The sequence below is a fragment of the Vibrio quintilis genome, assembly GCF_024529975.1.
Classification (GTDB): domain Bacteria; phylum Pseudomonadota; class Gammaproteobacteria; order Enterobacterales; family Vibrionaceae; genus Vibrio; species Vibrio quintilis.
Window position 1 is genome coordinate 1,305,815 of the sequence record NZ_AP024898.1, and the last position, 13,195, is coordinate 1,319,009.

Genomic DNA, 13,195 nt, shown 5'->3' on the forward strand with positions numbered 1-13,195 from the left:
TTTCAAATTCTCTTGACGCAGAAATGTGCCTTTCAGCTCACGCCCTGCGGGTGAGTTTGTCACTGAACCCTGCATCTTCAGGTTGTTTGGGTATATCTGTTGACTGAGATTGAAAAGTTAAAAGCATTCGTGACGCAGGTTTGTCGTCAGCGGCTGACATGACTGCAAATTATAAGGAAGCACGCTCTTCTGCATTAAATAACCGGAAAATGCACCAGACACACCCGTTCCACAAGCCCTTTCAACTTCACCACTTCTTGTGCCAGATAATCCAGCTCTTCAATGGTGATTTCAAAATGCTCCGAATAGCGGGCTTCGATGTAAGCGCGTTGCAGGCGGCGGAAGCTGCGGCGGTGAAGTTTATTGTCCAGCGGGAAAATCGTTTGAAACTGCGGATCGATTTGCGCACAGAGCTTACCCAGTTTCTCAATATTGTGCGATTTGGGTAAATAGTTGGTGCAGGTCAGCAGTGTGCAGGCGTATAAATGTTCCGTTGCCTGATGAAGTTCAAAAGCTGCTTTTTTAAGGCGTAAATCGTTTCTTGTAAATTGATAAGTCGCTAAATCATCATCGGCACTGGCAATCCACTGATCATAATGCTTTTTGGCAATCGCTTGTTTCTCTTCCTCCGTGAGTTTCCCCGGCAGCGATAATTCCTTCGGCGTGGCAGAGAAAATCTCAATCCCCTCTTCCCGGATATCTTTGAAAAAATAGTGACCCTGTTGAAGGCGTTCATTCACATCCCGGAGCGAATGCACAATCAGCCCCAGCGGTGCAGAAGTGACTTTGCGGTCGATCTCTTCCTTCGCCCGCTGCCAGACCACATCGTCTTCCACTAAATCATCGTGATTCACCACCACCAGAATATCGTAATCCGAAATATAGCCGTTGGCCGGATCATTGACCCAAGTGCCTTTGGCATGGCTGCCAAACAGAATAATTTTCAGGATCCGGAATTCCCGTTTACTCCCCTGCTTACTTTCAATGTAATCAGCCAGCGTGTCGCGAAAAATAACCGACATGGTCTGAAGTTCATGCTGTTTGAATTCGGGAAGGTGGTCGAGGCTACTTTTCATGGGTTCTGCTGGTGATAGTTCCTGAAACTGACAATAGCTTTAGTGTGGCGGGTTGCAGAGAAAAAGTCTATCTTTTTCAGGGGGATTGAAATGTCCTCAGAATTAAGCTTTGGTGGAATGGTATGTTGCGCTATGGGCTTCTTCGGTTTCTTTGGCTGCACCGAACGCGCCCCAGATACTCTTTCCCGGATGAAAGAGTATCCAGAAAATCCTTTGGTGCTCGCTGACCGGACCGGTTTTGTATGCGCATCCTGCGCAGCTTTTTATGAGGGGAAACTGACAAATCCATCGTGAATTTGCCTCCTGATTTGTGGGATTTTTATGCAACTTCTTTGCTTTCATAGCCGGGACATGTGCCATGTTGTTGGAGTGCCTGTTCCTGCAGTTGCTTCAGTTCTACTTCTCTAGTAGGTTATATGAAGTACAAAAGCGACCAAAGAAGATATTTTGAACAACAAAGAGGGAAAACTCTATTCCCAGAAATCTAGTCCAGCCTACACTTAATCTTTTTTGAATGACCTCGCTAGGTTTTCTGATACTTCATTCTACGATTATCGAATGCAGCCATTGTACCTTCAAGCACATCGACCACTTTACTATTGATTATGCTGCACTCAATAGCTCCAGGTGTATATGTGATGTTATGACCATTTGTGCGGTCAAACTCGCAGTGGATTATCTGCTCTGCATCACAGACGACGGCAAGGTTTGGATTGTGTGTCACCATAATAATCTGTCGCTTTTGTTTTGCTTCAGTCAACACTGGTACAAGTAGACTCACAATTGTCTCATTGTCCAAGTTTTCTTCTGGTTGATCTAAGATAATGGGGGTATTTCCCTTATCAACAAGCAGATAGAAAATTAACAGTAATGCACCTCTTTGCCCAGGTGACAGCTGCCCAATTTGTGCATCTTGGAACATTAGTGTGTATCTTGGCTCAAGGTAATTCAGACCAAAGATGAGATCATAGACTTCATTTGCTGTACGGTCTTTACGTAGAAGTGAAGCTATGCCAACTGGGTTCTTAGATGCATCCTCTAGCTTTTGGTGCAACTCTTGAACAAATCCGATAAGAGACTCCTCTTCATTAAGATCGTGTCTATCCATTAGCTCTTTCATTGCTGACAGACTCTCTGACTTTCCTCTGAATTCCCCCGATTCTTGTTTTACGATAGAGAATAATTTGTTCGATACTTGGTCTGTTGTACTACTCAGTTCAGCTCTAAACTGCAATTTATACTCATCACGGATCAGAGCATTATTCTGGATGAGAAATTGAACTGGCTCAAAAAGAGCCTCACGATTCGTCTTTTGCTCATAAAGAACTCTGAATATTTGGCGGGTTAAGTCCTGCCGTTGAACATGTAGTTTTTGTCTTTGAATTGGCAGTTGGTCCAGTTGGGCTTTTCTATGTTTAACACCCTCAATAGTATCTGGTTCATCCTTGGAACCCAGTAACGCTGCCTTCTTGTCCTCCCAAACTTTAAATTGCTCTTTATATTGCAGGAATGCTTGTTGTGGCGCATTTAGTTGTGTGCTTAATGAAGCCTTCTTCTTTGTAAGATTTTGCCTTTCAGTATCAATGGATAATCGACTCTCTTTTAGTTCATTATCACGGTTGATGATATCGCTCTCGAAATCTGAAATTGCTTTTTCATCAATTTCTAATTTGATTAGGCTTTTAACACTTAAGCCTAGAAGTCCGGCGTCAGAGTTGAACTCCGAAGCAAATTGTCTCACTGCACGTTTGACAATCTCAAAGCCTGCTCTGATGTTCTTACATGCTTTTTTCTTTGCCGCGAGCTTTGTTATTTCTTCTCGATTTGATTCTTGCTTTTGCTGAAATTCTTCAAGCATCTGTCTAATCGCTGTAAGCTGTTCAGCTACTTTTTGTTGTTCCGTGGTCAACTCACTCGTTGGCTCTGGAACAGCTTCTGGCTCAACCTTTTTAAGTTCTTCGAGTAGCCTTTCTTTTTGAGCCAATAATTCTGCAAGTGCCTTTCGCGCTTGATCGGTCATCTGACTTTCAACAAATGCAATTTGTTCATTAACTTTGTGCAATGCGCTGCGATAGCTTTCGAGCTTGCTGCGAAGTGAACTTTCTTGCTGCTCGATAAGTTGGTCAAAATCATGAGCACCTAGACGTATAGAGTCATCAGCATGTGAGAAAATTACAGATCTTAACTCTTTCTCGAAAGCATCTGACTGGCCAGAAACATGAGCATTACACAATTCTTCAAAGTGCCCCTGTGGGATATACTTTACGAGCTCAACATTCTCAGTTGCTGGGTTTTCATTAAGATTTTTCGCGAATTCTTCGCCATCACCCCATGTTACTTTTGCATTGAAGTAACTTGCTGGCTCACCGGTTTTACCCCTGAACCGATTCTCTTTTAAGAAAGAAAAGTGATGACTTTGTTTTGAGTTACCAAGCAGTGCTGCTATATCTGCTAATGCACTTTTACCGCTACCTTTATTACCAATGATTGCTATTAAGTCATGGTTTAGATGTAATTTAGTTCGGTCAAGCCAAGTATCTGCAAGTTGTCTTCCTACGGATTTATTAACTTCCAGTCTTTCAATAAAACGACTTTTGTTTTCACTTACAACCTGACGCTTTGGAGGAGTTTCTCCAATAAATGACCGCTTTGCTGGTTCTTTTATGGCTTGCTTTAATCCTTCAAATGTTGGGTTCGCTTTTATCCAAGTTGCTTTTCCTGATGGGTAATCGCCATAGCCTCGGTGATCCTTATTTTCAGGTTCACCAGTGAATCTATGAGCATCGCTACCTGAAACAGCAAGTCTGGGTTGGTTGTTTAGGGCTTTTTGAAAAGCATCGAACCACCGTTCATTCTCAGTGACTTTTACACCAGCGAACGCTGCCCATGTTGCGTAGTCTCTTGTTTCAAAGATTGGCGAGGACTTGAAAAGGGTTAATGAGTAAGCGTAATGCTCATTACGCTCGATTTCAGTAAGTCCATCGTTCGTATTGAACGACATGTAACCAATAGCCTGCTTTTCGCTTACATTATCAATAGCGCCCTGGTAGCTTTCACATGTGACCTCAGCAATTATAGAACCAGCTTTGAGAGCCTCACTATCAACTTCATTGACCCTCTGTTGATTTAAACCGTGGTGGCGTAACTTATCGGGTTGAGCATTTTTTGCAACTTGTATTAAGGCTGCATCAGATAACGGCTTGTTTACCAGTGCGATTTGCAGTCTGCTTTTGAAATCAACAAGTTCCTGATCAGGTGTATTGTCAGAGAAAAGAACGTGTGCATTTAGCCTTCCCCGCATCGGAGCCATCAAACGCAATTCAATTCCAGGGAACACGGTTTTCTGAAGTCTGGGAGCATCTTCTTGCGTTAAACGATGCTTCAAGGCAAACCATCCATCAAAAGTCCAGTAATCCATAATCGCAAATACCGCTGGTTCTGCTGCATTCATTGCATGGATCATTTCATCGACTAAAGGAGCGTTTTCAGATGCACATGGATCCAGGTTAAACCTTGGACCATTCCAATGGAAAGACGCTGGGGTGTGAATATGTAGATCCCACTTGCGCCATTCTGAACCACGAGGGTATTTACTACTAGCCATTTACTTTTCCTAACTTGTTAGAGAAGCAAGCAGTTAAGCCTACACCCTAATTATTATTTCACTAAAAGGGACATACACCTTACGCTCCGGTAGAAGTATAAAAATCATTCCGATAAAAAATTTGAACATATTTATCCCTTACATAATGTCACGTAAAATGCCACAACTCTCCCTTCTTCAATAAATAGAATTGACCAAATACTCAGTAATTCAAATGCACTTGCTCGCTTAAAGCGGATACTTTGAACATACACACATAATTTTTATGGTTTTCATTGATCATCTCATGATAGATGTGAGCAAAGGTGAATTTGCAACGAGTTTATATCAATGATGCTTATATTCGGTATGCATTCCCACGGAGTGGGAACGAGGAGAAAAACACAGCCAAATTGATCATTGCTCAAAGGAGGAACTTTCAGGAGAAAGTTTCAGATTTGTCAGCGCAGGGACGCGCTTACAAATCGGTCCTGACCCACGCGTGACCAAGCCAAAAAAGACGTTTTTGGTTCCTTTTGGCGTCTACCAAAAGGAACTGGGGCGCGTTCGGTGCAGCCAAAGAAACCGAAGAAGCCCATCGCGCAACAAACCATTCCACTGAAGCTGAAAACGAATCACTCACCCATTGAGATTTGTGGTATGTATCCCCGTTCGTTATAACCCATCACTTACCAGCCACCTACAACGACACATGCCAGACATGATTCTTCTCTTCAACTTCCATCCGGCAACTGAAAATGTTTTGAGCTTCCGCTTCTGCCAGTTGTTCCAGCAACTGACCCAGCTGGCTGTGCTGATGACATGATTCTGAAAACAGTACCCTGACAGAGACGTCTGCCAGTTTAGGAATCGCCGATTCTCCTTTCTCCCAGCGGCCTATCGTTTGCTGATCAACACCAAGTAATTCCCCCAGCACTCTGCGGGACTGATTCAGCTCGATGCGGAGAAAACGGAATTCATCTCCGGTTAACAGACTATGTTTTCCAGCCAAAGATAACCCAATGGCCTGATGCAGCGACTCAATGTGGTCAATACTCAAATATTCTTCGTTATCAATCACCTGAAGGCAGAAGCCATTTTTCAGATAAATGTCAGGCAGGCCGCACTCTGTATAATGGTAGATTTCATTCATCACATGTTTCCCTGATTTATGGCAGAACAACCGTCACGATAAAAGCTGAAGGGTCAGATTCAATCCTTACTTTTAACAGAAAAATATTCCCATCCGTATTCGATGATTCACTCCCACATCAGGAACCAAATGAGACCATAGCGCTGTCATAAAGTGGATTTTTATATCAATTTGATACAAATTTATTCTTTAATCACCTCAATGTCAATTTTTATATCAAATTGATATAAATATGAGTTTTGAAAACAGACAACACCAGCTGAAGCTTATTACATTCAATCAGCGGTTTTATCTTATGCAGAACTGTGATTCAGAATAAACCAGCGTCGCCCCTTCCGCGTGTCACCACACAAGAATGCCATCAGGAAAAACATCCGGGTTGCACAGGAATGAGAATCACCTCATAACGAGTCATTCCTTTTGTACTCCCTGATAAATGACTCTGTGAGGTGTATGTCCTCAGTGTTTTTATCTCCAATTCAGACAATGAATCGACGATGCCCCCTTTAGTCGAAGAAATTTTGTCGCTGAATGCCAATGACGGGAATCGTAATGATGAGCGGGCGTTGAACTATGTTTTGTATAATAACCCTCAGATTTATTTGCAATCTTATACCTTATATTACAAGTAACACCAGCAAGGCCCGAATAAGCATGGCTATCAGGTGGTGAGTGTCGAGGTCCTGACTGCATGGAGTGGCGATCGATTATTGGCCAAGGTGATCTTCCATTATCAAGGGATCGATACGGGCGCTAAACAAAGTTGGTACAGCACCGTCGATGTCACAGGGGAATCCCCCTTTTTAGTCACAGAGTGGAAGCGATTCTGACCCCAGTATCAGTCCTTCACTTTCCCTCGTGTCTCCATGAAAGATTGGTTTTGATTGATGACGAAAATCACGTCTAAAAATGCACGCGTAATAACGTGTAATATTTTATTTTCCTGTGAGCATATAGATTAAAGATGTTTCCAGCAGAGAGTTGGAAAGTAAGAAGAGTCGGGCAGGCTGACGTCGTATTGGCTTAGCTTTCCTAGGAATTTTATAATCAAAGATAGGATTTTCGTTATGACTTCTGAAAACTCAGTGATAGAAGGCGGTGCAGTGCTTGTTTATGGGTTCAAGACTGTAGGTGAGATCAATCTGCCATTTGGTACACTCAAGTTAGTGATGAACGAACAAAAGGAAGTTGCGGGTACCATTTCTATGACCAAGTTACTTGGTATGCCAGAAAAAGTTGAATTGCTATTCATGAATAAGATTGATATGAATGGCAGTACTGGATACTCGACAATTAAAACCCCCGCTATTGGTTATGATTATCTACACGGTGAAATACCCAATATTACAACCACAGAAGTGTTCATTGAACTCAAACCTGGAATGAAAGAAGGTCGTATCGTTGTAGAAGGATATATTGACCTACCTCTCTATCTGATTAAAGAAGAAATAAATTTTTCTGATGAAGTTGAAGCATAAGAGCGTGCGATAAGGACGTATGTTGGTGTGCCGGGGGTGTTGTTACAACGTCTTCGGCACTTAGCCAATATTGGAACCCATGGGATAGCTACTTTTTAAAAGAATCAAAAAAGGCAAATAAATAACACAGAATGGCAAGTTAACAATACCACCTCTTATCAGGTGGCCAAATTAACTATGCCACTTCACTATTGGGGGTCAGTTCAGGACCGTGGGAACAAGGGTTATCATGGTAATTTTTGGCTCGGTATGCATTCCCACGGAGTGGGAACGAGGAGAAAAACACAGCCAAATTGATCATTGCTCAAAGGAGGAACTTTCAGGAGAAAGTTTCAGATTTGTCAGCGCAGGGACGCGCTTACAAATCGGTCCTGACCCACGCGTGACCAAGCCAAAAAAGACGTTTTTGGTTCCTTTTGGCGTCTACCAAAAGGAACTGGGGCGCGTTCGGTGCAGCCAAAGAAACCGAAGAAGCTCATCGCGCAACAAACCATTCCACTGAAGCCAAAGCAAACAAAAACAAAGCCAATGTATCGGCGCCGACAATTCTCCACTTCCAACCAGCATATCAACGCCCTACTCCTCAAAACACCCCACCGGCATAAACGCATTTAATTCCTGCCGGATGCTTTCAACAAAAGAGCGGGCCATCATCGACATCGGTTTGTGGGAAGGCGTGAGAATCGCGTGCTCAAAAATGACATCCGGCACAAACGGCCGGAAAACCACGGGTCCCTGTCGTGATTTACTGATCCGGTAACTGGCTGCACTCATCGGGTCGCACACCGAGCAGCAGAGTTGCCTCTCCACCAGCTCAAAGCCGGACATAAAATTCTGTAACTCGAAACGCGGATGAAAACGAACGCCCCGCTCCTCAAATAAAAAGCGCAGTGTTTCCGTATTCGGATGCTGGAAAAATAAAGTCGCCAGCGCGACGCCATCCAGATCTTCAGGCGTAATACATGGTTTTGCTGCCAGCGGATCATCCTGATGCACCGCACAAACGCCTTTGAGAATCACCGGCTCGACATGAATCGAGTCTCTTGCTCTGGGCATTTCTGCATAGCCGATATCGTATTGCTGCGCTGCGATCCAGTCGTACACAATCATTGAACTTCTCATCATCATGGAAATATTGATCGCAGGCTTGTCCTGTACAAACCCGGCCACCACATGCGGCATAAAATACAACGCAGCGGCTGGCATGCAGGCAATGCGCAGATGCCCGCGGGACAGGTGACCCACTTCCGCCATCAGTTGCGATGTCCGGGTCAGACGTTCCAGAATCGCATCACTTTCCTCAAGCAAAAAATACGCTTCCGGCTTCGGGATCAACCGCCCTTTCTCCCGCTCAAACAGCTGAAACGCCAGCTCCGTTTCCAGGCTGAAAATCATAGCACTCACTGCTGGTTGTGTCCGGCACAGCTTTTTTGCCGCTTCTGAAACCGACCCCGACCGCATCACCGTCCTGAAGGTTTCCAGTTGTTTGATCGATAAATTCGCACTCACAGCATCCCTTCCTTATAAGAAAAATTTATGGAATGAAAGATATTTTAAATTTGTTTTTATTATCCGTCATCATTTAAATTAACAGAATATTTACAACAATTAACATAAGGAAGTGTTGCGTGGAGCGATTGTTTAAATATCTGCTGACCGGACTGATGGGCATTGTCGCCTTTTCGCAGTTTATTCAGGTCATCACCCGGTATGTGTTCGAAGTCCCGGTGATGGGGCTGGAAGAGATTGCCATTATTCCCACCCTGTGGATGTATATGCTCGGGGCGGTCAATGCCTCGCGCGAAGACACCCAGATCCGGGCCAATGTGCTGGAGATTTTCATCAAAACCGAATGGGGACACACACTGCTGGCGCTGATTGGTGAAATCATCAGTCTGATCGTCTCGCTGTGGCTGACCTACTGGGCCTGGGACTATTTCAAATATGCCCTCAGAGTACAGAAAGAAACTCCGACCTTATATATACCCGCCGTCATTTATGAGTGTTCTTTGTTTATCGGTCTGGCCCTGATTTGCGGCTTTATTCTGGTTCACATCGTCCGGCTGAGTAAAAAATTAGCCCGTCCGCAACTGACCGCAGAGGAAGGGGTGAATCATGGTTGAAGTCGCATTATTAGCCGTCGGCGCACTGGTTCTGCTGCTGACGATTGGCGTGCCGTTACCTTTCTGTTTCGGTGGTGCACTGATGGTGATGACCTATGTGGGCGACATGTCCATGAAAGGGAATATGATGTGGGGACTCGGCCAGTTAGCCAACCCGATTCTGCTCGCGATTCCGCTGTTTGTCCTCTCCGGCACCATTATGAGCCAGAGCGGTATTGCCGCCAGCCTGCTCAGGTTCGTCAATGTATTTGTCGGCCATATCCGCGGCGGGCTTGGCGTGGTTGCTTCCGTGAGCTGTGCGATTATCGGCGCGATTTCAGGCAGTGGCCTGACCGGCGTCGCCGCCATCGGCCCGCTGCTGATCCCCGAAATGGAGAAGCGCGGCTATCCGCGGGCTTACGCTACCGCGCTGGTCGCCAACTCCTCGATTCTCGGCCTGCTGATTCCGCCCAGTGTCACCATGATTGTTTATGGCTGGGTGACGGACACCTCGATTCTGGCCTGTTTTCTGGCCACACTGGGACCGGGCCTGCTGGTGACCTTCAACTTTGCCGTCATCAATCTGGTCAAATCGCGCAACTTCCCGCTGGTACTGGAAGAAACGCCCACAGTAGCCGGGCTGGTGAAAGAAGCTTCGTCCCGCACGGTGCACGCTATTCCGGCCTTATTAATGCCGGTGTTTATTCTCGGCGGTATCTATGGTGGCGTGATGACACCAACCGAAGCGGCAGCCGTGTCGGTTATCTATGCCATTCCGGTTGGATTTCTGATCTACAAAGGTCTGACATTCAAGTCCCTGCTGGCGTCCGGTAAAGAATCCGCCACCATGGTGGGTGCGATCCTGTTCATGATTCTGTTCAGCCTGATCCTCAGCCAGATGTTTGTGGTAGAGAATGTGCCGCAGGAACTGGTCAGCTCGATTTTTGGCATCACCGAAAACAAAACCTTACTGCTGATTTTTATTAACCTGCTGCTGTTTTTTGTCGGGATGGTCGTCAATGACATCACAGCAATCATCTTAATTGCCCCGCTGCTGCTGCCACTGATGAATGCGATTGGTATCAGCCCGGTACAGTTTGCGGCAATTATGGGGGTGAACACCGCGATGGGCGGCGTCACCCCACCGTATGCATCGATTCTTTATCTCGGTGCCCGTATTGGTAACGTGAAATTTTCAGAAGTTGTCGGACCGGCCATGATGCTGATTCTGCTGGGTTATCTGCCGGTGGTGATCCTCACATCATTCTGGCCGGATTTATCGCTCTTTTTGCCTCACCTGTTCGGTTACAAATAATAAGGATGTTTACTATGCAATTCACAAGTCTGTTTCGTTGTCGACTGAAGCCACACACCATCATCCCTGCCATGCTGCTGATGGGTGCCACTTTGAGCAGTGTTCCGGCCGGCGCCACGACGCTGAAAATCAGCCATGTCCGTCCGCAGGGAACGGTGATCGACAATGACATTAAAGCACTCGGTGCCGCCCTGAAAAAAGCGACCGGCGGCGATTTAAAACTGCGGGTTTATGCCGCCAATGCACTGGGTGATTATACGCTGGTACAGGAAAGAATCTCCGTCGGTGCGGTCGATATGGCAGTACAGCCGGTCTCTACCGCCACCGACCGCAAGATGCAGATCGGCCTGTTGCCCTATCTGGCCAATAACTGGACAGAAGCCCGCAAGGTGTTCGGCCCCGGCGCGCCGGTGCGCGAAGCGATTGCATCGCTCTATGCCAAACAGGACATTACCATGCTGGCGGCTTATCCGGTCTATTTCGGCGGTATCTCATTAAACCGCGACGCGAAAAGTCCGGGAACTTTGGCCAAAAAAGGGATCAAACTGCGGGTGCCGCCCATCAAAAGTTTCCAGCTGCTGGCAGATACTCTGGGTTATATCGGCTCACCACTGCCGTTCTCAGAAGCATTCACCGCGGTTGAAACCGGCGTGGTTGATGGTGTGATTGGTTCCGGTGCGGAAGGCTATTACGCTTCATTCCGTGATGTCACCAAAACCTATATTCCGCTCAATACCCATTTTGAGATCTGGTATCTGATCATCAACAGCGAAAAGTTCAATGACTTATCCAAAGCGGAACAGCAGGCACTGAAAACCGCTGCCAGTCACTTTGAGACACATCGCTGGGAACACGCCAAAGCGGATCAGGCTGCCAATGAGCAGAAACTGGCAGACAACGGCACTCAAATTGTCCGGGTGAGTGATAAGCAGCTGGCTGAGATATCACAACATGTCCACAAAACTGTCTGGCCGGAAATCCTGAAAGATATTGGTCCGCAGTGGGCACAATCCATCTTAGATAAAATCGACCAGTAACTTTTCCGGGAGGACATATGTCCTCCCGACACTCAAGAGGTTATTCATGAAAGCGGAATATCTCATTATCGGCGGCGGTATTGTTGGCTGTGCCGTGGCCTATGGCTTACTCAAAAACGGTCACCGGGTGACCGTGCTGGACGGTGGCGACAGCGATTACCGCGCTTCCCGCGGGAATTTCGGGCTGGTATGGCTGTCGTGCAAAGGGCTGGACGCACCGCATTATGCCGCCTGGACCCGCCGCTCCGTCGGGATGTGGCGTCAGCTGGCAGACGAACTGACCACCCTGTCCGGCATTGATCTGCATCTGCAACAAAACGGCGGCTATGATTTTCATTTCAGCCAGGCAGAATTAGAGCAGCGTGCGGCAAAATATGAATGGCTGCGCAGCGAACTCAACAGTGATCACCCGTACGAAGTGTGGGATCGGGCCCGGTTGCTGGAAGAAGAACCGGAGATCGGCCCGGAAGTCGCCGGAGCAATTTATGGCCCCGAAGACGGACACGTCAACCCGTTAAAACTGCTGAAAGCTTATCAGTTCTGCATCCGGGCACTCGGTGGCACGTTCACCAGTCAGGTCAGTGCGGAAATCATTGAAGCGGACGGCAACGGTTACAAAGTGACTTCCGCCAGTGGCAGTGTCTGGCATGCGGATAAAGTGGTGTTGTGCGCCGGGCTGGGCGCGGCACAGCTCGGGCCGCAAATCGGATTAAAAGCGCCGGTCATGCCGCAAAAAGGCCAGGTGCTGATCACCGAAAAAATGCCACCACGGCTGAAACGGGCGTCCGGGATTATCCGTCAGGTGGATGAAGGCGGCATTCAGATTGGAGATTCAAAAGAAGCCGCCGGATTTGATGATGCGGATACGCTGGATGTCACCGCTGCTATTGCAGAACGGGCGATTGCGGTGTATCCGTTCCTTGCACAGGTCCGGATGGTGCGCAGCTGGGGGGCGCTGCGGATTATCTCACCGGATGGACTGCCCATTTATCAGGAATCCACGACCCATCCGGGCACATACATCGTCAGTTGTCACAGCGGCATTACCCTCGCCGCCGCCCACAGCTATTTGTTACCGGCATGGTTTGAACATCAGGCAGATCAACCTGATTTGGAGTTATTCAGTGAAAAACGATTCAACATTTGTGAGGCTTGAAAACGCCGCGGATGAGAGGTTCACCTGCTACTGGGAAGGCAAGCCGTTTATTGCCAGAGCCGGTGACACCATTGCCGCGGCACTGCTGGCCGCAGGCGTCACGGCGACCCGCGAAACCATCGTCTCCGGTGCGCCACGGGCACCTTTTTGCATGATGGGTACCTGCTTCGAATGCCGGGTGATGGTCAACGGAGAACCCAACGTTCAGGGATGCATGCGGCTGGCCGAAGCCGGGATGCAGATTGAGCGTCAACGCAACTAGATTCAGCGTGAATACGATGAAACCAAACACAGG

The 13,195-nt window shown here is 47.0% G+C and carries 12 protein-coding genes; 8 read left to right on the forward strand and 4 right to left on the reverse strand.

Annotation, left to right across the window (positions count from 1 at the left end):
- Positions 1-194: 194 nt before the first annotated feature.
- The gene (locus OC443_RS24345) at positions 195-1,076 is read right to left on the reverse strand and encodes a HEPN domain-containing protein (RefSeq protein ID WP_073585405.1); all 882 of its coding nucleotides are present in this window, start codon (positions 1,074-1,076) and stop codon (positions 195-197) included.
- Positions 1,077-1,166: 90 nt separating this feature from the next.
- Here OC443_RS24345 and OC443_RS24350 point away from each other — a divergent pair, with 90 nt between their 5' ends.
- Complete coding sequence (locus OC443_RS24350) at positions 1,167-1,370, forward strand: hypothetical protein (protein WP_143169397.1); 204 nt, start codon at positions 1,167-1,169, stop codon at positions 1,368-1,370.
- 229 nt (positions 1,371-1,599) lie between these two features.
- Here the strand turns inward: OC443_RS24350 and OC443_RS24355 are convergent, their stop codons facing one another.
- On the reverse strand, positions 1,600-4,680 hold the full coding sequence (locus tag OC443_RS24355) for a TrlF family AAA-like ATPase (protein WP_262021764.1): 3,081 nt from the start codon (positions 4,678-4,680) through the stop codon (positions 1,600-1,602).
- Positions 4,681-5,359: 679 nt separating this feature from the next.
- Positions 5,360-5,812, reverse strand: coding sequence for a helix-turn-helix domain-containing protein (locus tag OC443_RS24360; protein WP_073585859.1), 453 nt, complete (start codon positions 5,810-5,812; stop codon positions 5,360-5,362).
- A 449-nt stretch (positions 5,813-6,261) separates the two neighbouring features.
- Here OC443_RS24360 and OC443_RS26450 point away from each other — a divergent pair, with 449 nt between their 5' ends.
- Positions 6,262-6,444 (forward strand): cyanobactin maturation protease PatG family protein, encoded by a 183-nt coding sequence (locus tag OC443_RS26450; protein WP_370738780.1) that lies wholly within the window; start codon positions 6,262-6,264, stop codon positions 6,442-6,444.
- Positions 6,445-6,879: 435 nt separating this feature from the next.
- Positions 6,880-7,290, forward strand: coding sequence for a hypothetical protein (locus OC443_RS24365; protein ID WP_073585860.1), 411 nt, complete (start codon positions 6,880-6,882; stop codon positions 7,288-7,290).
- Positions 7,291-7,866: 576 nt separating this feature from the next.
- Here the strand turns inward: OC443_RS24365 and OC443_RS24370 are convergent.
- Entirely contained in the window at positions 7,867-8,799 is a 933-nt protein-coding gene (locus OC443_RS24370) for a LysR family transcriptional regulator (protein WP_073585861.1), read from the reverse strand.
- A gap of 119 nt (positions 8,800-8,918) precedes the next feature.
- Here OC443_RS24370 and OC443_RS24375 point away from each other — a divergent pair, with 119 nt between their 5' ends.
- The 5 genes from OC443_RS24375 to OC443_RS24395 are packed head-to-tail and all read left to right on the forward strand — an operon-like array spanning position 8,919 to position 13,162.
- Positions 8,919-9,413, forward strand: coding sequence for a TRAP transporter small permease (locus OC443_RS24375; RefSeq protein ID WP_073585862.1), 495 nt, complete (start codon positions 8,919-8,921; stop codon positions 9,411-9,413).
- Positions 9,406-10,707 carry a TRAP transporter large permease gene (locus OC443_RS24380; protein WP_073585863.1) on the forward strand — a complete coding sequence of 434 codons (1,302 nt, stop codon included), beginning with the start codon at positions 9,406-9,408 and terminating at the stop codon, positions 10,705-10,707. The genes OC443_RS24375 and OC443_RS24380 overlap by 8 nt, the downstream gene beginning before the upstream one ends.
- 14 nt (positions 10,708-10,721) lie before the next feature.
- Complete coding sequence (dctP, locus tag OC443_RS24385) at positions 10,722-11,744, forward strand: TRAP transporter substrate-binding protein DctP (protein WP_073585864.1); 1,023 nt, start codon at positions 10,722-10,724, stop codon at positions 11,742-11,744.
- A 46-nt stretch (positions 11,745-11,790) separates the two neighbouring features.
- Positions 11,791-12,900: an NAD(P)/FAD-dependent oxidoreductase gene (locus OC443_RS24390; RefSeq protein ID WP_073585865.1), complete on the forward strand. Its 1,110-nt coding sequence runs from the start codon at positions 11,791-11,793 to the stop codon at positions 12,898-12,900.
- A complete protein-coding gene (locus OC443_RS24395; protein WP_234976455.1) occupies positions 12,830-13,162 on the forward strand; it encodes a (2Fe-2S)-binding protein in 333 nt (110 codons plus the stop codon). Before OC443_RS24390 ends, OC443_RS24395 begins: the two co-directional genes overlap by 71 nt.
- Positions 13,163-13,195 lie beyond the last annotated feature (33 nt).